At 53.1% G+C, this 23,589-nt stretch carries 17 protein-coding genes; 10 read left to right on the forward strand and 7 right to left on the reverse strand.

Annotated elements, in window-relative coordinates; genetic code table 11:
- Positions 1–79: 79 nt before the first annotated feature.
- Entirely contained in the window at positions 80–967 is an 888-nt protein-coding gene (gene metF, locus OGX83_RS00510; protein ID WP_008787045.1) for a methylenetetrahydrofolate reductase, read from the forward strand.
- 167 nt (positions 968–1,134) lie between these two features.
- Positions 1,135–3,315 (forward strand): catalase/peroxidase HPI, encoded by a 2,181-nt coding sequence (gene katG, locus OGX83_RS00515; RefSeq protein WP_032945632.1) that lies wholly within the window; start codon positions 1,135–1,137, stop codon positions 3,313–3,315.
- 86 nt (positions 3,316–3,401) lie between these two features.
- Here the strand turns inward: katG and gldA are convergent, their stop codons facing one another.
- From gldA to ptsP, 3 genes are read right to left on the reverse strand one after another with little or no spacing between them, the layout of a single operon-like run.
- Entirely contained in the window at positions 3,402–4,505 is a 1,104-nt protein-coding gene (gene gldA, locus OGX83_RS00520; protein ID WP_149607389.1) for a bifunctional L-1,2-propanediol dehydrogenase/glycerol dehydrogenase, read from the reverse strand.
- 12 nt (positions 4,506–4,517) lie between these two features.
- On the reverse strand, positions 4,518–5,180 hold the full coding sequence (gene fsa, locus OGX83_RS00525; RefSeq protein WP_270562644.1) for a fructose-6-phosphate aldolase: 663 nt from the start codon (positions 5,178–5,180) through the stop codon (positions 4,518–4,520).
- Between the two features lie 15 nt (positions 5,181–5,195).
- Complete coding sequence (ptsP, locus tag OGX83_RS00530) at positions 5,196–7,697, reverse strand: phosphoenolpyruvate--protein phosphotransferase (RefSeq protein WP_267456530.1); 2,502 nt, start codon at positions 7,695–7,697, stop codon at positions 5,196–5,198.
- A gap of 308 nt (positions 7,698–8,005) precedes the next feature.
- On the opposite strand from ptsP, the gene OGX83_RS00535 reads away from it, so the two are divergent.
- From OGX83_RS00535 to OGX83_RS00555, 5 genes are all read left to right on the forward strand, one after another.
- A complete protein-coding gene (locus tag OGX83_RS00535; RefSeq protein ID WP_032945636.1) occupies positions 8,006–9,085 on the forward strand; it encodes a PTS fructose transporter subunit EIIC in 1,080 nt (359 codons plus the stop codon).
- 14 nt (positions 9,086–9,099) lie between these two features.
- Positions 9,100–9,420 carry a PTS fructose-like transporter subunit IIB gene (locus OGX83_RS00540; RefSeq protein ID WP_003825151.1) on the forward strand — a complete coding sequence of 107 codons (321 nt, stop codon included), beginning with the start codon at positions 9,100–9,102 and terminating at the stop codon, positions 9,418–9,420.
- A 101-nt stretch (positions 9,421–9,521) separates the two neighbouring features.
- The gene (locus OGX83_RS00545) at positions 9,522–11,819 is read left to right on the forward strand and encodes a formate C-acetyltransferase (RefSeq protein WP_286587218.1); all 2,298 of its coding nucleotides are present in this window, start codon (positions 9,522–9,524) and stop codon (positions 11,817–11,819) included.
- Positions 11,785–12,663 carry a [formate-C-acetyltransferase]-activating enzyme gene (locus OGX83_RS00550; RefSeq protein ID WP_286587219.1) on the forward strand — a complete coding sequence of 293 codons (879 nt, stop codon included), beginning with the start codon at positions 11,785–11,787 and terminating at the stop codon, positions 12,661–12,663. The genes OGX83_RS00545 and OGX83_RS00550 overlap by 35 nt, the downstream gene beginning before the upstream one ends.
- A 1-nt stretch (position 12,664) precedes the next feature.
- A complete protein-coding gene (locus tag OGX83_RS00555) occupies positions 12,665–13,021 on the forward strand; it encodes a PTS fructose-like transporter subunit IIB (protein WP_008787052.1) in 357 nt (118 codons plus the stop codon).
- Here the strand turns inward: OGX83_RS00555 and OGX83_RS00560 are convergent.
- The 4 genes from OGX83_RS00560 to argE all read right to left on the reverse strand — a co-directional run bounded on the left by OGX83_RS00560 (position 13,008) and on the right by argE (position 20,037).
- Positions 13,008–13,868, reverse strand: coding sequence for a helix-turn-helix transcriptional regulator (locus tag OGX83_RS00560; RefSeq protein ID WP_008787053.1), 861 nt, complete (start codon positions 13,866–13,868; stop codon positions 13,008–13,010). The genes OGX83_RS00555 and OGX83_RS00560 overlap by 14 nt on opposite strands.
- A gap of 151 nt (positions 13,869–14,019) precedes the next feature.
- The gene (locus OGX83_RS00565; RefSeq protein ID WP_048237073.1) at positions 14,020–15,753 is read right to left on the reverse strand and encodes a phosphoethanolamine transferase CptA; all 1,734 of its coding nucleotides are present in this window, start codon (positions 15,751–15,753) and stop codon (positions 14,020–14,022) included.
- A 211-nt stretch (positions 15,754–15,964) separates the two neighbouring features.
- Entirely contained in the window at positions 15,965–18,616 is a 2,652-nt protein-coding gene (ppc, locus tag OGX83_RS00570; protein ID WP_048237072.1) for a phosphoenolpyruvate carboxylase, read from the reverse strand.
- A 269-nt stretch (positions 18,617–18,885) separates the two neighbouring features.
- Positions 18,886–20,037: an acetylornithine deacetylase gene (gene argE / locus OGX83_RS00575; protein ID WP_048215168.1), complete on the reverse strand. Its 1,152-nt coding sequence runs from the start codon at positions 20,035–20,037 to the stop codon at positions 18,886–18,888.
- Positions 20,038–20,192: 155 nt separating this feature from the next.
- Between argE and argC the strand changes: the two genes are divergently transcribed.
- The 3 genes from argC (at position 20,193) to argH (ending at position 23,460) form a co-directional block, all read left to right on the forward strand.
- Complete coding sequence (gene argC / locus OGX83_RS00580; RefSeq protein ID WP_008787057.1) at positions 20,193–21,197, forward strand: N-acetyl-gamma-glutamyl-phosphate reductase; 1,005 nt, start codon at positions 20,193–20,195, stop codon at positions 21,195–21,197.
- A 10-nt stretch (positions 21,198–21,207) separates the two neighbouring features.
- Entirely contained in the window at positions 21,208–21,981 is a 774-nt protein-coding gene (gene argB / locus OGX83_RS00585; protein ID WP_003028854.1) for an acetylglutamate kinase, read from the forward strand.
- A 108-nt stretch (positions 21,982–22,089) separates the two neighbouring features.
- A complete protein-coding gene (gene argH / locus OGX83_RS00590) occupies positions 22,090–23,460 on the forward strand; it encodes an argininosuccinate lyase (protein WP_286587220.1) in 1,371 nt (456 codons plus the stop codon).
- The last annotated feature ends 129 nt before the right edge of the window (positions 23,461–23,589 follow it).

Here is a 23,589-nt window from a genome sequence, read left to right on the forward strand (position 1 = left end):
TCATTTTTACATCTAGACGTCTAAACGTATAGCAGTTCACAACACAACATATAACGACAAAAGATTGATGAGGTAAGGTATGAGCTTTTTTCACGCCAACCAGCGGGAAGCCCTGAATCAGAGCCTGGCGGAAGTACAGGGTCAGATTAACGTTTCGTTTGAGTTTTTCCCGCCGCGCACCAGTGAAATGGAGCAAACCCTGTGGAACTCCATCGATCGCCTGAGCAGCCTGAAGCCGAAGTTTGTTTCAGTCACCTACGGTGCAAACTCTGGTGAGCGCGACCGTACGCACAGCATTATTAAAGGCATTAAGGATCGCACTGGTCTTGAAGCAGCTCCGCACCTGACCTGTATTGATGCTACCCGCGATGAGCTGCGCACCATTGCTCAGGACTACTGGAATAACGGTATTCGTCATATTGTTGCTCTGCGCGGTGACTTGCCGCCGGGAAGCGGTAAACCGGATATGTATGCCTCTGACCTGGTGACTCTGCTGAAAGACGTTGCGGACTTTGATATCTCCGTTGCGGCTTATCCGGAAGTACACCCAGAAGCGAAGAGCGCTCAGGCCGATTTGCTGAACCTGAAGCGTAAGGTTGATGCTGGTGCAAACCGCGCCATTACTCAGTTTTTCTTCGATGTGGAAAGCTATCTGCGCTTTCGCGATCGCTGCGTGTCTGCGGGAATCGATGTGGAAATTATTCCGGGTATCCTGCCAGTCTCCAACTTTAAACAGGCGAAAAAATTTGCCGATATGACCAATGTTCGTATCCCCTCCTGGATGTCGACCATGTTTGATGGTCTGGATGACGATGCGGAAACCCGCAAGCTGGTAGGTGCAAACATCGCCATGGACATGGTGAAAATCCTCAGTCGCGAAGGGGTGAAAGATTTTCACTTCTATACCCTAAATCGCGCCGAGATGAGCTACGCAATTTGTCACACGCTGGGAGTAAGACCAGCATAATTAGTGCCTCAGCCCTCTTCGGAGGGTTTTTTATTGATCATTTTGATCTACATCTCTGTAACTTTAAATATAAAAGGAATGAGCTATCGAATCTGTGGGTTTTTTCGACTATATCTTATCTCTGGTGGTGTATATCGTAGTCAGAACACTGTAAAGGGAGCATATAGATGAGCATGTCCGACGATAGCCAAAACGCATCAACTGCCGGTAAGTGTCCTTTTCATCAGGGCGGGCCGGATCACAGCGCGGGAGCAGGAACGAACAACCGCGACTGGTGGCCCAATCAACTCCGTGTAGATCTTTTAAACCAACATTCCAACCGTTCTAACCCGCTGGGTGAGGACTTCGACTACCGCAAAGAATTTAGCAAACTTGACTACTCTGCCCTGAAAGGGGATCTCAGAGCCCTTCTGTCCGAATCTCAACCGTGGTGGCCCGCTGACTGGGGAACCTATGCCGGATTATTTATCCGCATGGCATGGCACGGTGCAGGGACCTATCGCTCCATCGATGGACGCGGTGGCGCGGGTCGCGGACAGCAGCGTTTTGCACCACTGAACTCCTGGCCGGACAACGTCAGCCTGGATAAAGCGCGTCGTCTGCTTTGGCCAATCAAGCAGAAATATGGCCAGAAAATTTCCTGGGCCGACCTGTTTATCCTTGCGGGTAACGTGGCGCTGGAAAACTCAGGCTTCCGTACCTTCGGCTTTGGTGCCGGTCGTGAAGACGTCTGGGAACCGGATCTCGACGTAAACTGGGGTGATGAAAAAGCCTGGCTGACCCACCGTCATCCGGAAGAACTGGCAAAAGCGCCGCTGGGCGCAACCGAAATGGGCCTTATCTATGTGAACCCGGAAGGGCCGGACCATAGCGGCGAACCGCTCTCTGCGGCCGCGGCTATTCGTGCGACCTTCGGTAACATGGGTATGAACGACGAAGAAACCGTAGCGCTGATTGGCGGCGGTCATACGTTGGGTAAAACCCATGGTGCAGCACCGGCTTCGCACGTAGGCGCCGATCCAGAATCCGCACCAATTGAAGCGCAGGGCCTGGGCTGGGCCAGCAGCTACGGCAGCGGCGCGGGTGCAGACGCAATTACTTCCGGTCTGGAAGTGGTCTGGACGCAGACGCCGACCCAATGGAGCAACTATTTCTTCGAGAACCTGTTCAAATATGAATGGGTACAAACCCGCAGTCCGGCAGGCGCGATTCAATTTGAAGCGGTTGATGCGCCAGAAATTATCCCCGATCCGTTCGATCCGTCGAAAAAACGTAAGCCAACAATGTTGGTTACCGACCTGACGCTGCGTTTCGATCCGGAGTTCGAGAAGATTTCCCGCCGTTTCCTGAACGATCCGCAGGCCTTCAACGAAGCGTTTGCCCGCGCATGGTTTAAGCTGACGCACCGTGATATGGGGCCAAAAGCGCGTTACATCGGACCGGAAGTGCCAAAAGAAGATCTGATTTGGCAAGACCCGCTGCCGCATGCGTTCTTTAACCCAAGCGAAGAAGATATCCTGAAACTGAAGGCGACCATTGCTGCTTCCGGGTTGTCCGTGGGCGAGCTGGTGTCAGTGGCGTGGGCTTCTGCATCAACGTTCCGCGGTGGGGATAAACGTGGCGGCGCTAACGGTGCGCGTCTGGCGCTGGACCCACAGCGTGGCTGGGATGTGAATGCTACCGCGGCACGCGTACTGCCTGTGCTGGAAGGCATTTATAAGTCAGCCCATACCGCTTCGTTAGCCGATATTATCGTGCTGGCCGGTGTTGTTGGTATAGAGCAGGCGGCTAGCGCTGCGGGTGTCAGCATTAAAGTACCTTTTGCGCCGGGCCGCGTGGATGCGCGTCAGGACCAAACGGATATTGAGATGTTTGAACTGCTTGAGCCGATCGCCGATGGCTTCCGTAACTACCGCTCCCGTCCTGACGTATCGACCACCGAGTCGCTGCTGATTGATAAAGCGCAGCAGCTGACGCTGACCGCACCGGAAATGACCGTGCTGGTGGGCGGTATGCGCGTACTGGGCACCAACTTCGACGGCAGCCAGCATGGCGTCTTTACCGATCGTCCTGGCGTGCTCAGCACTGACTTCTTCGTCAATCTGCTGGATATGCGCCATGAGTGGAAGGCGGTTGATGAGTCAAAAGAGCTGTTCGAAGGTCGTGACCGTCTGAGCGGTGAAGTGAAATACACGGCAACCCGCGCCGATCTGGTGTTCGGTTCTAACTCCGTACTGCGCGCAGTGGCTGAAGTTTATGCCTGCAGCGATGCTCACGAGAAGTTCGTGAGAGATTTCGTTGCCGCATGGGTGAAAGTGATGAACCTGGATCGTTTCGATCTGCTGTAACAGATAATGCCGGATGTCGCTTGTGCGTATCCGGCATAGTATGAATAAAAAAATCCCCGCGATTGCGGGGATTTTTTATTGGCAGGTTATTCCCACTCTTGCAGGTAACGTTGACCGTACTGGTCAGCCACCAGCAGGGCGGCATACACCTGGTCCGGAGTTGCGCCGCCAGGCATGTTGTGGATGGTTTCGCCTTCTGCACAGGCTGCCTCAGCCACAATGCGCATTTTCGCCGGGATATCCTGTTTGATGTCCAGTTGCGCCAGGGTAATCGGCAGGCCAACGGAATGACACAGCGCGGCAACGGTTTCAATTTCATCAACTGGCGCGTTTTCCAGCACCAGCTGCGTCAGCGTACCGAAAGCCACTTTCTCGCCGTGGTAGTAGTGATGCGCATCCGGGATTGCGGTCAGACCGTTATGAATGGCGTGAGCAGCTGCCAGACCACCGCTTTCAAAACCGACACCGCTCAGATAGGTGTTGGCTTCAATAACGCGCTCCAGTGCTGGTGTAACCACGTGCTGCTCTGCTGCCAGCATCGCTTTTTCACCTTCTTCGATCAGCGTATTAAAGCACAGCTCAGCGAGCGCCAGCGCCGCCTGAGTACACTGACCACCCGCCATGGTGGTTGCGCCGCTGCGTGAACAGGCACGCGCTTCGAACCAGGTTGCCAGCGCATCGCCAATACCCGCAGCTAACAGACGCGCCGGTGCACCCGCAACAATTTTGGTATCCACAATGACCCTGTCCGGGTTATTGGGCAGCAGCAGATAGCGATCGAATTCACCCGCATCGGTGTAAATGACGGACAGCGCGCTGCACGGCGCATCGGTAGAGGCGATGGTTGGGGCAATGGCGACAGGCACGGCCATAAAGTGCGCCAGCGCTTTGGCAGTATCCAGCGTTTTCCCGCCGCCAATACCGAGTACCGCGCCACACTGCGCTTTTTCCGCTACGCCGCGCAGACGGTCGATTTCGTTTTGTGAACATTCGCCGCCAAACGGTGCAATTTCCAGCGCCAGTCCGGCATCCTGAAAGCTTTTTTCCAGTGCGTCCTGGGCAAAGCCTAAGACAAACTTGTCCCCAACGACCAGCCAGCGTTCTGCCAGTGGTTTGAGGTAGCTGCCAAGACGGGTAATAACATCGGCACCCTGGATGTACTTACCAGGTGATTGAATAATGCGATCCATACTTTATTTCCCTCACAGGTTGATGTGACCAAATGCGTTGTTCCAGTCCTGCTCAAACTTCTCTATTGCTGACTCTACCGCAGGGGTATTGAGCATTTGTTGCGCTACGTCTAATGGCAGGGTGATAGCTTCACATCCTGCCAGTAAGCAATCCAGCGCCTGACGCGGGGTTTTAAAGCTGGCTGCCAGTACCATGCTGTTTGGCGCATGCAGCTCCAGTAACGTTTGCAGTTCCTGTACTGTGCGAATCCCGTCGCCGCCCTGTGCGTCGATACGGTTAACGTAAGGCGCGATATATTTAGCTCCTGCCAGCGCAGCCAGTAGCCCCTGAGATGCACTGTATACGGCGGTTCCCAGCGTGGTGATACCCTCTTTTTTCAGCATCTTAATCGCGGCCAGACCTTCGGATGTCACCGGGATTTTCACTACCAGACCAGGCACCGCGTTGCTCAGGCGTTTGGCTTCTTCCACCATGCCCTGTGCGTCTCGGCCCATGGTTTGGGCAAACAAAATACCCTTTTCGCCGATGGCGTTTTGCAGGCGTGGCAGTACATCCCAGATAGATTCTTTGCTTGCCGCCACAATGCTTGGGTTGGTGGTGACTCCCGCGATAGGGAAGATGCGTGCCAGACGTTCAACTTCCGCGACGTTGGCGGTATCAAGGTAAAGTTCCATACAAAAACATCCTCTTTAAAGTTCAAGTTCATGTTGCAACAGGCTGGCGATAGCGTCGGCTGAGGCGGCGCTAACCAGCGCGTTACGGAATTCTTCATGCATAATGCGGCGCGCCAGACGCGAGAAAATACGCATATGCTGATCGCCAGCGGCATGTTTGTTGAGCGTCAGCATAATAATGAACTGTGCATCATCATCACCCCAACGTACCGGCGCTTGCAGGCGCGCTACGCTGATGGTGGACTGCTCAATATGTTCGGATTTGCTGTGTGGAATGGCGAAGCTAAAACCTAATCCGGTAGAGAAGACGGCTTCGCGTGCCCACAGGTCTGCTTCCAGTTTACGTGGATAGCGGCAACGGCCTGCCAGCAGGAGGTTATCGGTCATCCCTTTGATGACCTCTTCTTTACTGCGCCAGTCGCTGTCCAGTGTGATGCATTCGGCGGTAACCAGAGGTGTATCCTGTTGGGTCATGCGGAACTGAGCCAGCAGATGTTCGACCTCCAGCGAGGTTCGACAAGCCATCGCTTGATTCAGCAATTGACGGCAGGCACGGCTGTCGAGTTGCGCCATCCGCGCTTTGGCGGCGGGAATGGAGGGAGCGCTCATACTGATCTCGTCCAGACCCAGTCCCACCAGCAATGGCAGCACCGAACCTTTGGCACCCAGTTCGCCGCACAGGCCAATCCATTTCCCCTGCCGATGTACTGCCTGTACGGCGTAATCCAGCGCGCGCAGGAAAGCCGGATTCAGGCTGTTGTAGTGGCGGGTAACTTTGGCGTTGTCGCGGTCGACCGCCAGCAGGTATTGCGTCAGGTCATTGCTACCAATACTAAAGAAATCAATCTCTTCACAGCATTGGTCAATGATGAACATCACAGACGGAACCTCCAGCATAATACCGAGCTGGATCTTCTCATCAAACGGAATGTGTTCACTTCGCAGTTGCTGCTTGGCTTCTGCCAGTTTCTCTTTGACCCACAGGATCTCTTCCATCGAGGAGATCATTGGGATCATGATTTTCAGGCTACCGTGCGCTGAGGCGCGCAGGATCGATCGCAGTTGCGTAGTAAACAACGTGGCATATTCTTCATAAATACGCACCGCGCGATAACCGAGAAATGGGTTGGTCTCAGCAGGAATATTCAGATAATCAACGGGTTTATCACCGCCGATATCCATGGTGCGTACAATAATGCTGCGTCCCTTTGCGGGTTCCAGCGCCTGGCAGAAAATGTTGTATAGTTCGTTCTCATCCGGGGCGCAGGTACGGTCCATATACAGCATTTCCGTACGGAACAGGCCAACCGCTTCCGCACCGTTACTAAAGGCTGCTTGTGCTTCCACGGAGTGGGCGATGTTGGCGGCGACTTCCATACGGATGCCATCAGCCGTGCGTGCCTCCTGGGTCAGCCAGATACGTTGCTGTTCCCGAATGGCATCCTGGATACGGGCTTCTTGCTGATAATAACGTACGATGGATTCATCAGGGGCAACGACGACTGCTCCTGCGTTGCCATCGATATAAACCGTTTGCTGTAGCCATGGCATCAAAGATTCAATATCTACGCCAACCAGCGTAGGGATGTTGAATGACCGGGCGAGAATCACCGTGTGTGACGTAGTACCACCGCTTTTTAACAGCAAGCCTTTCAGCAATGTTGTGTCCAGTTCGAGGAACTGGCTCGGTGTTAGCTCATCCGCCATGCAAACCGTAGGCTGGGTCAGTTTTCCCGGTGCAGGGAAGCGCTGTTCCCCATAAATTTGCTGCAGAAGCTGGAAGCAAACATCGCGTACATCCAGTGCACGCTCCTGTAAATAACTGCTGCTTGAACGGGCGAATTCATCACAAAAATGTCCGGCACTTTCGACAACCGCCTGGGCGCAGCTTAACCCGCGTGATACGCCGGCGAGCAGGTGCTGGCGCAGTGAGAGGTCGCTTGCCAGCGAGCGGTGTGCTTCCAGAATCGCACTGGTAGCGCCGTCGCTGTCGAGTAATCGAAACTCAATATTTTTCATCAACAGCGTTAAACCGTTATCCAGTGCCGCTTGCTCGGTTTCAATATCTTGAGCGGATGGAAGGTTACTGAGCGCGTTAAGATCCAGCGAAGAAAGCAGACTCAGAACGCCCCCTGCGCTGCCGCTGCAGACGGTGCGAGCGCGGAAAAGCTGTGGATTTAAATGGGTGAGCGATGCCGGAAGTGGCTCCAGCTCGTTGTTTTTGGCTTCCGCTAGCGGTGCATCGCAGTGCGGAAATTCATTTCGTAACCATTGGCTCAGATGCTGGTGGGCTGCCTGTTCATCTGTACCGGAAATCAGCAACTGGCAGCTATCACCCGCCAGAGTATCGGTGCCAATCAGCGATAGTGCGCTCTTAGCGTTGCCCTTACGTTCGGTACGCAGGTTGTGCCACTCAATGTGTGAGGTAAAGGTGTTGCACTGCGTTTCTATGTGGCTTGCCGGGCGTGCATGTACGCCATTGGGTAGCTCACAGGTAAATTCCACAATCAGGGCCATAGCCTCATCTCCCATAACGATTTCTCGCTACAGGATAAAAGGGCAACGCCTGAGCCTGCCATGTGACAAATCTGCCAAAAACTGGATAAATGTAATGTAACTATCAAAGTGAGACATCCCTCACAAGTCAGCGTATCCACTATAAATTCCGAGAAACTGCAAGTTATGAGGCGGATCGCATTTTTGTACTGATATTACAAAAGTCCAGCAAATGGCCTTTTTATCCACTGTTTGCGTCGCGTCAGATTGCCTATTGTTTTCCGCAACAAGTTTATGGATATGGGCTTTAGGCAGCCCGGGAGCGACTTATGAAAGAGTTGGTACAAATCCTGAAAAATACTCGTCAGCACCTGATGACCGGTGTTTCGCATATGATCCCCTTCGTCGTAGCGGGCGGTATTTTGCTGGCTGTCTCCGTCATGCTGTATGGCAAAGGCGCGGTACCGGATGCTGCGACCGATCCTAATCTTAAAAAGCTGTTTGATATTGGCGTCGCCGGGTTGACTTTGATGGTGCCATTTCTTGCTGCTTATATCGGCTATTCCATCGCTGAACGTTCTGCTCTGGCCCCTTGTGCGATTGGCGCATGGGTGGGAAACAGCTTCGGTGCAGGTTTCTTTGGCGCATTAATTGCTGGGATTATTGGCGGTATCGTTGTCCATTATCTGAAGAAGATCCCCGTACATAAGGTGTTGCGTTCGGTAATGCCTATCTTCGTTATTCCCATCGTCGGCACTTTTATCACCGCAGGTATCATGATGTGGGGGCTGGGGGAGCCTGTTGGCGCGTTAACTACTAGCCTGACCGAGTGGCTGCAGGGTATGCAGCAGGGCAGCATTGTGCTGCTGGCGGTAATTATGGGACTGATGTTGGCCTTCGATATGGGAGGGCCAATTAACAAAGTTGCCTACGCCTTCATGCTGATTTGCGTGGCGCAGGGGGTTTATACCGTCGTGGCAATCGCCGCAGTAGGGATCTGCGTGCCGCCGCTGGGTTTAGGTTTAGCGACGCTGATTGGTCGTAAGAATTTCTCTTCTGAAGAACGCGAAGCCGGTAAAGCTGCGCTGGTAATGGGCTGCGTTGGCGTAACGGAAGGCGCGATTCCGTTTGCAGCAGCCGATCCGCTGCGTGTCATTCCATCGATTATGGTGGGTTCCGCCTGTGGCACGGTAACCGCCGCCCTGTTTGGTGCGCAGTGTTATGCCGGCTGGGGCGGGCTGATTGTTCTGCCTGTAGTGGAAGGAAAACTGGGTTATATCGCGGCGGTTGCCATTGGTGCTGTAGTGACCGCCGTGTGCGTTAACGTACTGAAAAGTCTGGCGCGGAAAAAAGTGTCTCAGGTCGATCAGAAAGAAGATGACCTGGATTTAGATTTTGAAATGAATTAAGTGAGGAATGAGTCATGACCAAGATTATCGCAGTAACCGCATGTCCTTCTGGCGTTGCCCACACCTATATGGCAGCCGAAGCGCTGGAAAGCGCCGCTAAAGCCAAAGGTTGGCAAGTAAAGGTTGAGACTCAGGGGTCGATCGGTCTGGAAAACGAACTGACCGCGGCGGATGTGGCGGAAGCCGACATGGTCATTCTGACCAAGGATATTGGTATCAAGTTTGAAGAGCGCTTTGCGGGCAAAACTATCGTTCGCGTCAACATCAGCGATGCAGTGAAACGTGCCGACGCCATCATGAACAAGATTGGCGCGCATCTGGCGCAAACCGCTTAACCGTTTATTTGCCGGATGGCGGCTTCGCCTTATCCGGCCTACAGATGCGTAGGCCTGATAAGCGTAGCGCCATCAGGCAACTATTCCCGCAGGAGTTCCTCATGACGAACCGTATCCAACGTTTAAAAAACGCTCTGTTTCAGAACAACCGTGAAATTTCGCTTGAACGTGCGCTGTTATATACCGCCAGCCACCAGCAGACGGAGGGAGAGCCGGTTATTCTACGTCGGGCGAAAGCCACCGCATATATTCTTGAGCACGTTGAGATTTCGATTCGTGATGAGGAACTGATTGCCGGAAACCGTACTGTTAAACCGCGTGCGGGCATTATGTCACCGGAAATGGATCCTTACTGGCTGCTTAAAGAGCTGGAGCAGTTTCCAACCCGTCCGCAGGACCGTTTTGACATCAGCGAAGAGGATAAACATCTCTATCGCGATGTGCTGTATCCGTACTGGGAAAAGCGGTCGATGAAAGATTTCATCAACGGTCAGATGACCGATGAGGTTAAAGCCGCCGTCAGTACCCAGATTTTTAGCATTAACCAGACTGACAAAGGTCAGGGACATATCATTATTGATTATCCACGCCTGTTGAATCATGGGCTTGGCGAACTGGTAGCGCAGATGCGAGCGCATTGTCTGCAGCAGCCGGAGAATCACTTTTATCAGGCTGCGCTGCTACTGCTTGAGGCTTCGCAAAAACATATTCTGCGTTACGCTATGTTGGCAGAGAAGATGGCGGAAAGCTGCCCGGATGCGCAGCGACGCCAGGAATTACTGACGATTGCTGAAAACTCTCGGCATAACGCCCAAAGCAAGCCGCAAACTTTCTGGCAGGCATGTCAGCTGTTCTGGTACATGAACATTATTTTGCAATATGAATCCAACGCCAGTTCTCTTTCACTCGGACGCTTCGACCAGTATATGCTGCCGTTTTATCAGGCCTCGCTGACGCAGGGGGAAGACCCGGCATTCTTACAAGAGATCCTCGAATCCCTGTGGGTGAAATGTAATGACATCGTACTGCTGCGATCCACCAGTAGTGCGCGCTATTTCGCTGGCTTCCCAACAGGCTACACCGCGCTACTGGGGGGATTGACGGAGAATGGTCGTAGTGCGGTAAATGTATTGTCTTTCCTCTGTCTTGATGCGTATCAGAACGTACAGCTACCACAACCAAACCTCGGTGTGCGCACGAATGCGTTGATCGATACACCGTTCCTGATGAAAACAGCACAGACCATTCGTCTTGGTACCGGCATCCCGCAAATCTTTAACGATGAAGTGGTGGTGCCCGCGTTTCTTAATCGCGGTGTTTCGCTGGAAGATGCGCGGGATTACGCGGTAGTAGGCTGTGTCGAGCTGTCTATTCCAGGCAGAACATACGGTTTGCACGATATCGCTATGTTTAATCTGCTGAAAGTGATGGAAATTTGTCTGCATGAGAACGAAGGCAACCGCACTCTGACGTACGACGATCTCCTGGCGCATATTCGTGCCAAAATCAGCCACTACATCACGTTGATGGTGGAGGGCAGTAATATCTGCGATATCGGTCACCGCGACTGGGCGCCGGTGCCGCTGCTCTCCTCGTTTATTAGCGACTGTCTGGATAAAGGGTGCGATATTACCGACGGCGGTGCGCGTTATAACTTCTCCGGCGTACAGGGGATCGGTATTGCAAACCTGAGCGATTCGCTGCATGCGCTCAATGGGCTGGTATTCGAACAACAGCGCTTATCTTTTGATGAACTTTTGTCGGTGCTAAAAGATAACTTTGCTACCCCGGAAGGCGAGAAAGTTCGCGCCAGGCTGATCAATCGCTTCGAAAAATACGGCAACGATATCGATGATGTAGATAACATCAGCGCCGAACTGCTACGTCATTACTGCAAAGAGGTAGAGAAATACCAGAATCCACGCGGCGGGCAATTTACGCCGGGTTCGTATACCGTCTCTGCGCACGTGCCGCTGGGTTCGGTCGTTGGGGCAACACCGGATGGCCGCTTCGCCGGGGAGCAACTGGCAGATGGGGGGCTGTCGCCGATGCTGGGACAGGATATGCAAGGACCGACGGCGGTATTGAAGTCGGTCAGCAAGCTGGATAACACACTGCTTTCCAATGGGACGTTGCTGAACGTGAAGTTTACGCCAGCCACACTGGAAGGTGAGGCCGGTTTACGCAAGCTGGCGGATTTTCTGCGGGCATTTACCCAGCTCAAACTCCAGCATATCCAGTTTAACGTGGTGAATGCCGACACATTGCGCGAAGCGCAGCAGCGCCCGCAGGATTTCACCGGGCTGGTGGTGCGTGTGGCGGGTTACAGCGCCTTCTTTGTCGAGTTGTCGAAGGAGATCCAGGATGACATCATTCGCCGCACCGCGCATCAACTGTGAGGTAATTGACCCACGAGGCGAGGAAGTCGCGCGTATATTCAACATTCAGCGTTACTCACTGAATGATGGGCAGGGTATTCGTACGGTCGTCTTTTTTAAAGGCTGTCCGCATACCTGCCCTTGGTGTGCTAACCCGGAATCACTCTCACCACGTATTGAAACGGTACGGCGGGAGAGTAAATGTCTGCACTGTACACCCTGTCTGCGTGATGCCGACGAGTGTCCCTCTGGGGCGTTTGAACGTATTGGTCGTGATATCACGTTGGACGAGCTGGAACGTGAAGTGATGAAAGATGATATTTTCTTTCGCTCTTCTGGTGGGGGGGTAACGCTTTCCGGCGGTGAAGTGCTGATGCAAGCGCCCTTTGCCACACGGTTCCTGCAACGTCTGCGGCGCTGGGATGTGCGCTGTGCAATTGAAACGGCTGGCGATGCGCCGGCCGGTCGCTTGTTATCGCTGGCAAAAGAGTGTGATGAGGTGTTGTTCGATCTCAAAATAATGGATGGAGATCTGGCTCGTGAGGTCATCAACATGAACCTACCGCGTGTATTGGCGAATTTACGGCTATTGGTGGAGGAAGGGGTTAATGTCATACCTCGCCTGCCGCTGATTCCGGGCTTTACGATGACTTCAGATAACACGCAGCATGTGTTGACGATGTTGTCATCGCTAGGCATAAAACAGGTACACCTGCTACCGTTTCATCAATATGGCGAGCCCAAATACAGCCTGCTCGGTTTGCCCTGGTTGATGAAAGAAGTGCCCGTACCGACTGCGCAAGAGGTGGACATTATACGTAAGATGGCAGAATGCGCCGGATTTCAGGTAACAGTAGGAGGATAGTATGACCATCGCACCTGTACGATATCTGGTTGCTGTCACCGCGTGCGTAAGCGGCGTAGCCCATACCTATATGGCAGCTGAGCGGCTGGAGAAACTCTGCCAGCAGGAAAAATGGAGCATCAAGATCGAAACTCAAGGGGCATTGGGAACTGAAAATCGCCTGACGGAAGAGGATATTAACCGCGCTGATGTGGTGTTGCTCATTACTGATATTGAACTGGCAGGAGCAGAGCGTTTTACGCAGAGCCGATACGTTCAGTCGGGCATTAGCGCATTTCTGCGTGAGCCGCAGCGGGTGATGAGCGCCGTGCGAAAGCTGCTTTCAGCGCCACAGCACACACATCTTACTCTGGATTAGCTTCTTTCTCCGTCAATTGGCTGTGGTATTGCCGACGGTATTCTGATGGTGAACGTTCTGTATTTTTGCGAAACAGGCGGCAGAAGTAGTTGCTGTCAACAAACCCACAAATGTGCGCCACCTCTTTAATCTTCAATTCGTAACCCTTCAACAGCGTTTTTGCGTGTTCCAGTCGCGTGTGGTTCAGGTATTCGTTAAAACCGATAGCGCCCGTTTTTTGAAAAAGGTGGGAAAGATAATTGGGTGAGATGTAGAACGCCTGCGCGACGGATTCTCGGGTGAGCGGTGAAGCGTAGCGTTCGTCAATATAGTTGCGAATGGCTTCGAAAAGCGCCTGGCTGCGTGATGCGGTTTGGATCTGGCTGCCGAGCAGATCGCGGCAGTGGCTCAGTAAGCTTGCAACGATTAGCCTGGCGGTTTGCTGCTCCTGCGGCTGCATCTGCATTTCATTGAGCGTTTGCAGCAGGAATGAGCCAATACGCGGTCCACGCCGCGCGACGTGCTGGCGGGTAAGGTTTTGATATTGCTTACCGTCCCACTGAACGATGCTAAAACCCAGTTGCTGTTTGCCAAATAAGATACTGAGTGTGGTCACCGGTGTGAGCCACTGTGGAAAGTTCCAGCCACCAGCCGGAACGAACAAGGCATCGCAAGGCTGTAACGTCGCGGATGCACCAGCAACACCGTTATCGGTGAATTCACCTTCCAGCACAATCTCCAGTCGGGGAAAATCGACCTGATACGCCAGTTCCGGCGTTGAGCTACTGGTGCTGGCAAAGTAAATCTGCCGCAGCGGTGTGGGGCCGTTGATCAGGCGAGAGAGCAGGTGGCTGATGTCGTGATACATGTTAATCCCTTGCAGGCAGCAGACAGGGAAACAGTAACGTTGAAAACAATCGCCCTCAAGTGATTATTGCCGGATGGCGGCTAATGCCTTATCCGGCCTACAAGTCTTTGCGAGCTGTAGGCCGGATAAGCGTAGCGCATCCGGCAGACTGTTACTGATTACCGATTTGATCGCCGTAAGGCAGGGTATCGTAATCAATCAGGGCATTCTTTTTGTACGGGTTGCCAATCCAGCGGGTCGTCTCTTTGAACTGTGGGCTGGTAATGGCACGAGTTGGATCGAAACCATCATAGGTGAAGCCCGCTAAATCAGACCAGGTGTGGATAAGCTCTGAGCTGCTGTATTTACGATTCACATCCTGTGAGAAGTCACGCGGGTGTGCAGCCTGCCATTTTTCCGAGGTCCACAGCAGGAACGGCACCGTATACATATGACGCGTTGGATTGTCTTCATTACGACCCTGCGTTTTATGCGGCGGCGTATCGTATACCTCTTCCCCATGATCGGAGAAGTACAGCAGGAAGCCGTTCGGATCGGTCGCTTTATAGTCTTTGATCAGACTGGCAATGATATGGTCATTGTAGACATTCGCGCTGTCGTAATCGTTGTAAGCTTCCAGCTCATCGTTACTCAGGCCAGCGGGCACATTGTCGATATTATTGTCGAACTTACCCTGACCATCCGGGTAACGGAATTTGTACTTAATATGCGTACCCAGCAGGTGAACGATGATGAACTTTTTCGGTGCAGGGTCAGCCAGTACTTCTTTAAATGGCGCCAGCACGTTGCTGTCATATTCGCGCGCACTTTGGGTACGCTGCTGGTTCATATAGAACTGTTTATCCGTCTGCTTAGAGAACACCGTCAGCATGGTGTTGCGGGCGGTCATCGTCTGCTGATTGGTGATCCAGAAGGTTTTATAACCTGCCTGTTTCATCATGTTCATCAGGGACGGCTGAGTCAGATACAGATCCGGGTTCTTCTCGTTGGCAAAGGTCAGCGCCTGCTGCAGGATTTCAATGGTGTACGGACGGGAGGTCACGACATTATTGAACACGGTGAAGTTAGGATCGGATTTATGCAGCGCATCCAGTTCAGGCGTTGTTTCGCGTGGGTAACCGTACAGGCTCATGCGGCCACGTTGCGTTGATTCGCCAATCACCAGTACCAGCGTACGCGGTGCATCACCTGAGCTGTCTTTAAAGTTGGCCAACGGCGGTAGGGCATTGTTCTCATTCAGCAGGCTGTTCAGTGCGGTCAACTGCTGACGATACTGATAATAACCGGAGATGAACTGCCACGGTGCGGCAGGCTCCATGCGTGAGGCGAGACCATCCAACGTTTTTTCAAACGGCTTATGTTTGATAAACGTGTTCACTGTCATCGGATGCAGAATCAATCCGTATAACAGTGCAAACGACACCAGATAGCGCCAGGGTGATGGAATATGCACAGGACGCAGACGTGTCCATAGCAGAATTGCCACAGCTGTATAGGCCAGCGCAATTAAGACAATCTTCAGGCTGAAATATTGGCTCAGATATTCGCTGGCTTCGTTCGCATTGGTTTCAAACATTACGTACAGAACGCTTTGCGAGAACTCTTGCCCGTAGATGACGTAATAGCTCAGAGCAGCCAGCGAGGCCGCCCATAACACCACGCCTATCACGGCAGCAATAATGCGGATACGGTTTGGAAATAAGAATACCGGAATCAACCACAGCGAACTAAACAGCAAGGAGTCGCGTAAACCGGTAGATCCGCTGTAGCCGCTAAAATAGATAACGGCCTGCAGTAACGAAGAAAAGAACCAAAAATAGAGGAGCGCCCAACCCAGGGCTTTCCAGCTAAATACGGGTTTAGACTGGAGTTGTAAGGATTGCATAGTATGAGCCTGTCTTTAATTGTAGCGCCAAGATTAGCACCTAAACATTAAGAGGAACTGAAGCATCACGATCTTAGGATCGTGTTTTGCCGTTGTTATATTCACGTGGTGAATATGTTCGAGGGGAAATATATTGAAAATGAAGTGGTTGTAACAGTGGTTTTTGCTGTCGCCTTCGTACAATAGCACGAAGGCGACGGGGGGAGGGACGTTAGCCAGTATTACGCATACCAGCGGCGACACCAGCGATTGTGACCATCAATGCTTGTTCCACGCGTGGGTCCGGTGCATTGCCCTGTTCTTCTGCCTGGCGTGAGCGGTGTAACAGCTCTGCCTGTAAGACGTTCAGTGGGTCAGTATAAACATTCCTTAACTGAATGGACTCGGCAATCCACGGCAGGTCGGCCATCAAATGCGAGTCGTTGGCAATCGCCAGTACGACATCGATATCTGCTGCCAGGCGTTGGCGTAGCTCTGCACCCAGCGGCCACAGATCTTTTTTGACCAGGCGCTGATCGTAATACTCTGCCAGCCACAGGTCTGCTTTCGCGAAAACCATTTCCAGCATGCCAAGGCGTGTGGAGAAGAATGGCCAGTCGCGGCACATGGCTTCAAGTTCGCTTTGCTTGCCGTCTTCAACCACTTTTTGCAGCGCGGTACCTGCACCCAACCAGGCCGGGAGCATCAGGCGGTTCTGCGTCCAGGCGAAGATCCACGGAATGGCGCGCAGAGACTCTACCCCGCCGGTCGGACGGCGTTTTGCCGGACGTGAACCGAGCGGGAGTTTACCCAGTTCCTGCTCCGGTGTCGCTGAGCGGAAATAAGGGACGAAGTCTTTGTTTTCACGCACATATCCACGATAGAGCTCGCAGGAAATATCGGAAAGCTCATCCATGATATGACGCCAGCTATCTTTCGGTTCTGGCGGTGGTAACAGGTTGGCCTCCAGAATTGCTCCGGTATACAGCGACAGGCTGCTGATGGTCACTTCCGGCAGGCCGTACTTAAAGCGGATCATCTCCCCTTGTTCTGTCACGCGCAGACCGCCTTTCAGGCTGCCCGGCGGTTGAGAGAGTAGCGCCGCATGTGCAGGCGCGCCGCCGCGACCAATGGAACCACCGCGACCGTGGAAAAGCGTCAGTTCGATACCGGCTTTTTCGCAGGTTTTGATTAGCGCGTCCTGAGCCTGGTATTGCGCCCAGGAGGCCGCCATCACGCCCGCGTCTTTTGCGGAATCAGAATAGCCAATCATGACCATCTGTTTGCCCTGAATAAAGCCGCGGTACCAGTCGATATTTAAAAGTTGAGACATGACGTCATCGGCATTGTTGAGGTCGTCCAGCGTTTCAAATAGCGGAGCGACCGGCATAGCAAAACCAATTCCGGCTTCTTTCAGCAGCAGATGCACGGCCAGCACATCCGACGGAGTTTTCGCCATCGAGATAACATAGGCGGCAATGGAGCCATATGGGGCTTCGGCAATGACCCGACAGGTGTCGAGCACTTCACGGGTGTCGTTGCTCGGTTCCCAGTTACGCGGCAGGAGCGGACGCTTGGAATTCAGTTCGCGGATCAGGAAAGCCTGTTTATCCGCTTCCGACCAGTTTTCGTAGTCGCCAATGCCCAGATAACGGGTCAGTTCGCCCAGGGCTTCAGTATGACGGGTGCTTTCCTGACGAATATCAATACGCACCAGCGGTACACCGAAACACTTCACGCGCCTAAGGGTGTCGAGCAATTCGCCATTGGCGATAATACCCATGCCACAGGCCTGCAGAGACTGGTAGCACGCGTATAGCGGGTCCCAAAGCTGTTCGTTTTGGGTGAGAAGTCCCGCTGGTTTCGGCAATTTCTCGCCTTTCAGACGGGCTTCAAGCCAGGCCTGGGTTGCCATCAGACGAGAACGCAGGGTTTTCATCAGATAGCGATAAGGTTCAGCTGCACCTTCTTCGCCTACCAGCGCCATCAGCTCCGGCGTGGCATCCACCATCGACAGCTCAGAAATCAGAAACTGGATGTCTTTCAGGAACAGGTCTGTCGCTTTCCAGCGGCTGAGCAGCAGCACGTGACGGGTGATATCTGCCGTTACGTTCGGGTTACCATCACGGTCACCGCCCATCCAGGAAGTAAATCGAACCGGAACAAAATCAACCGGCAGCTTATAACCCAGATGCTCTTCCAGTTGTTCATTCAGCTCACGCAGGTAGTTCGGTACACCTTCCCACAGGCTGTTTTCAACTACCGCGAAACCCCATTTGGCTTCATCAACCGGGCTTGGGCGCAGCTTGCGGATCTCATCCGTATGCCAGGACTGGGCAATGAGCTGACGCAGACGGCGCATCAGTTGGTTGCGTTCATAATCGACGAGGTCTTTGTTATCAAGCTGCTTGAGGCAGGCGTTCACTTCACCCATTTTATGGATCAGCGTACGACGAGTGATCTCGGTCGGGTGGGCGGTGAGTACCAGCTCCAGAGAGAGTGATTCTACGGCTTTCTTGATGGTGGCGTCATTGAGGTTGGGCTGCTCTTTCAGTTTACGCAGAGTGCGAGCAATCACTTCCGGGTTGCTGGCTGCTTCGCCTTTTGGCGAAATGCTGTGGTATTGCTCGGCGGTGTTGGCCAGGTTCAGGAACTGGCTAAATGCGCGGGCAACCGGCAGCAGCTCGTCGTTAGACAGATTTTGCAGTGTGGTGAGCAATTCCTGGCGATTAACTTCATTGCCAGCGCGAGATGATTTGGACAGCTTACGAATTGTTTCTACGCGATCAAGAATGTTCTCTCCCAGCGCATCCTTGATGGTCTCTCCCAGCACTTTGCCGAGCATACTGACATTACTACGCAACGCGGAATATTGTTCGTTCATATTAACCCAGACACCCCATCTATTTTGAATATGTCCTGTATCTTTCACGCCTGACTATCACGCGAAATCTTGCGGACTTAACTTTTTAGCCGTCTTTTATAAAGCCACGTAAAACACGTGACGTCAATTGCTGCGAAATCGGTTCAGCAAACGAATAAATGCCGTGAATTTACGTTATTTAATTCACATCCAATCAAATAAGCGTTGCTTATGGAAATGTTAAAAAATCACCCCGCTTACCACTAAAGGATTAGCGGGGTGACAAGCAGTTAATGCCAGCAGAAATGATGCACAACCTGGGTGATTAATTCGCGAGTTGGCTTAATAAAGCGCGTTTCCAGATATTCATCCGGCTGATGCGCCTGATTAATAGAACCTGGACCCAATACCAGCGTCGGGCAAAGCGTCTGGATAAATGGCGCTTCGGTGCAGTAGTTCACCACTTCAGTCTGTGCGCCCAGCAGTTTCTCAACCACCTCTACCAGTTGATGGTCAGGTGGACACTCATAGCCTGGAATCGGTGGATGCAGTTCCGATATGGTCAGGCGACCCGGCCAGCGTTCGCTGACAGGGGCCAGCGCTTCGTTAAGTAACCCATTGAGATCGTTTAGCGTCATACCCGGTAGCGGGCGAATATCCATATGCAGTTCGCAGCAGGCGCAGATTCGGTTGGCGGCGTCGCCGCCGTGGATGTGGCCCAAATTTAACGTTGGATACGGGACGGTAAAGGCATCATGGTGATAGCGCGCTTTCAGATCATCGCGCAGATGCATGATATGGCCGATGGCATCATGCATCAGTTCAATCGCATTAACGCCACGCGCCGGATCGCTTGAATGACCCGATTGTCCCAGAATGCGTATCGCATTAGAGATATGACCTTTGTGTGCGCGAACCGGTTGCAGTGAAGTGGGTTCGCCAATAATCGCGCAGTCTGGGCGCAGAGCAGTGGTTTCAGAGAAGTAGCGAGCTCCCGCCATGCTGGTCTCTTCGTCAGCAGTGGCCAGAATGTAGAGGGGCTTTTTCAGCTTCGTGACGTCGACATCACGCAACGCGTCGAGGATAAAGGCGAAGAAGCCTTTCATGTCCGCCGTACCCAAACCATAGAGCTTATTGTCATGCTCGGTCAGGGTGAACGGATCGCGCGTCCAGCGTCCGTCGTCAAAGGGTACGGTATCGGTATGGCCCGCCAACAACAGACCACCAGAGCCCTGTCCAATGCTCGCCAGCATATTGAATTTATTCCGCGTATCGGGAACCGGCTGGACCTCCACATTGAAGCCTAAATCTTTAAACCAGCCCGCCAACAGAGTGATTAAACCTGCATTGCTTTGATCGAGCGCTTCTTCGGTAGCGCTAATCGATGGCGTGGCAATCAGAGCGCGGTAAATCTCGATAAATGGCGGTAAATTGTTTTTCATTGTTGACACACCTCGGGTCATGATAGTATCAATATTCATGCAGTATTTGTGAATAAAAATACATTAACGTTGAGCGTAATAAAACCCACCAAGTGTAAGGTGAGGTGATAAAGGCTTATACCTGGCAACAGAATCTAAGAAGGTGAGCAGCCCCGATGTTGAATACGCTGATTGTGGGCGCCAGTGGCTATGCCGGCGCAGAGCTTGTGACCTATGTAAATCGCCATCCTGATATGACCATAACCGCTTTGACCGTCTCAGCGCAAAGCAATGATGCAGGAAAATTAATCTCCGATTTGCATCCGCAGTTGAAAGGCATTGTCGATTTACCGTTGCAGCCAATGTCAGATATCAGCGAGTTTAGCGCAGGGGTGGATGTTGTGTTCCTCGCAACGGCTCATGAGGTAAGTCATGACCTGGCTCCGCAGTTTTTGCAGGCCGGTTGCGTGGTGTTTGACCTCTCTGGCGCGTTTCGCGTAAATGACGGCGCGTTCTATGAAAAATATTATGGTTTTACCCATCAGCATCCCGATCTGCTGGAGCAGGCAGTTTACGGGCTGGCGGAATGGAACGAAGACCAACTGAAAGAAGCGAATCTGATTGCTGTGCCGGGTTGTTACCCGACGGCGGCGCAGCTTTCGCTGAAACCACTGATTGACGCCGGGCTGTTGGATCTCAGCCAGTGGCCGGTAATTAATGCGACCAGCGGCGTGAGCGGCGCGGGCCGTAAAGCGGCTATCTCTAATAGTTTTTGCGAAGTAAGCCTGCAACCGTATGGCGTGTTTACCCATCGTCACCAGCCGGAAATCGCCACTCATCTGGGGGCTGAAGTGATTTTCACCCCACATCTGGGCAACTTCCCGCGCGGAATTCTGGAAACTATCACTTGCCGCCTTAAAGCGGGCGTAACTCATGCTCAGGTGGCTCAGACGCTGCAACAGGCGTATGGCGATAAACCGCTGGTGCGTCTGTATGACAAAGGGGTTCCAGCGCTGAAGAATGTGGTTGGATTACCATTCTGTGATATCGGGTTTGCTGTGCAGGGTGAGCATTTGATCGTTGTGGCGACGGAAGACAACTTATTGAAAGGCGCGGCGTCACAGGCGATGCAGTGCGCAAATATTCGTTTTGGCTTTGCCCAAACGCAGTCTCTTATTTAAGGGTGCAACAATGAATCCATTAATTATCAAGCTGGGCGGCGTTTTACTGGATAGCGAAGAGGCGCTGGAGCGTCTGTTTACCGCACTGGTGAATTATCGTGAGTCGCACCAGCGTCCGCTGGTCATTGTGCACGGCGGCGGCTGCGTGGTCGACGAGCTGATGAAGCAGCTGAATCTGCCGGTGAAAAAGAAAAATGGTCTGCGCGTCACGCCTGCCGATCAAATTGACATTATTACCGGTGCCCTGGCGGGAACGGCGAATAAAACCTTGCTGGCCTGGGCGAAAAAGCATCACATCGCGTCTGTTGGTCTGTATCTTGGCGATGGCGACAGCGTAAAAGTGACGCCGCTCGATAAAGAACTGGGTCATGTTGGACTGGCGCAGCCGGGTTCGCCTAAGCTGATTAACACGCTGCTGGAAAGCGGTTTTCTGCCGGTAGTGAGCTCTATTGGTGTCACTGATGATGGTCTGCTGATGAACGTGAATGCCGATCAGGCTGCAACGGCGCTGGCGGCAACGCTGGGTGCGGATCTGATCCTGCTCTCTGATGTGAGCGGTATTCTGGATGGCAAAGGCCAGCGCATTGCCGAAATGACCGCGGCGAAAGCGGAACAGCTGATTGAACAGGGCATTATTACCGATGGCATGATCGTGAAGGTGAATGCAGCGCTGGATGCCGCGCGTACGCTGGGCCGTCCGGTGGATATCGCCTCCTGGCGTCATGCAGAGCAACTTCCGGCGCTGTTTAACGGCACGCCAATTGGTACGCGTATTCTGGCTTAACTATTAATGTGCCGGATGGCGGCTTCGCCTTATCCGGCCTACGTGGGTTTTGTAGGCCCGGTAAGCGCAGCGCCACCGGGCAAAAATATCATATTAAGGAAATTCGTTATGGCACTTTGGGGTGGGCGTTTTACACAGGCAGCAGATCAGCGGTTCAAACAGTTCAACGACTCGTTGCGTTTTGACTACCGCCTGGCAGAACAGGATATTGTTGGCTCTGTGGCCTGGTCCAAAGCGTTGGTAACGGTAGGTGTACTGACTGCCGATGAACAGCTGCAGTTGGAAGAGGCGCTGAATAACCTGCTGGAAGAAGTTCGCGCGAATCCTCAGCAGATTTTGCAAAGCGATGCCGAAGATATTCACAGTTGGGTGGAAGGTCAGCTGATTGATAAAGTCGGCCAGCTTGGTAAAAAACTGCATACCGGGCGTAGCCGTAATGACCAGGTCGCGACCGACCTTAAGCTGTGGTGTAAAGACACGGTTATCGAATTACTGTCGGCCAATCGTCAGTTGCAAACTGCGCTGGTGGTGACGGCGGAGAATAACCAGGACGCCGTCATGCCGGGTTACACCCACCTGCAACGTGCGCAGCCGGTGACGTTTGCTCACTGGTGTCTGGCCTATGTTGAAATGTTGGCGCGTGACGAGAGCCGTTTGCAGGATGCGCTCAAACGCCTGGACGTCAGTCCGTTAGGCTGCGGCGCGCTGGCGGGTACGGCGTATGAAATCGATCGCGAGCAGTTGGCGGGTTGGTTGGGCTTTGCCTCGGCAACGCGCAACAGCCTGGACAGCGTTTCTGACCGTGACCACGTGCTGGAGTTACTCTCCGATGCCTCTATCGGCATGGTACACCTGTCGCGTTTTGCTGAAGATCTGATTTTCTTTAACACCGGCGAAGCGGGCTTTGTTGAACTCTCCGACCGTGTGACTTCCGGTTCATCTCTGATGCCGCAGAAGAAAAACCCGGATGCGCTGGAGCTGATCCGTGGCAAATGCGGTCGCGTGCAGGGTGCGCTGACCGGCATGATGATGACTTTAAAAGGCCTTCCACTGGCATACAACAAAGATATGCAGGAAGACAAAGAAGGGCTGTTCGACGCGCTCGACACCTGGCTGGACTGTCTGCATATGGCCGCGCTGGTGCTGGATGGAATCCAGGTGAAACGTCCGCGTTGCCAGGAAGCGGCGCAGCAGGGTTATGCAAACGCCACTGAGCTGGCGGATTATCTGGTGGCGAAAGGCGTCCCGTTCCGCGAAGCGCACCATATTGTGGGGGAAACGGTGGTCGAGGCGATTCGTCAGGGCAAACCGCTGGAAGCGCTGTCGCTTGCCGACTTACAAAAGTTCAGCCAGGTGATTGGCGATGACGTTTACCCGATCCTCTCGTTGCAATCGTGTCTGGATAAACGTGCAGCGAAAGGTGGCGTGTCGCCGCAGCAGGTTGCGCAGGCGATCGACTACGCGAAGGCACGCCTGTAGGTCGGATAAGGCGAAGCCGCCATCCGGCACTGTGCGCCGTTCTGCCTGATGGCGCTACGCTTATCAGGCCTACCAAACCATAACCCGGCCGAGCTTTGCGACGCCGGGCTTTTTTTATGCAAAAAAAAT

It is taken from the genome of Citrobacter sp. Cpo074, from assembly GCF_030332745.1.
GTDB classification, from domain to species: domain Bacteria; phylum Pseudomonadota; class Gammaproteobacteria; order Enterobacterales; family Enterobacteriaceae; genus Citrobacter; species Citrobacter portucalensis.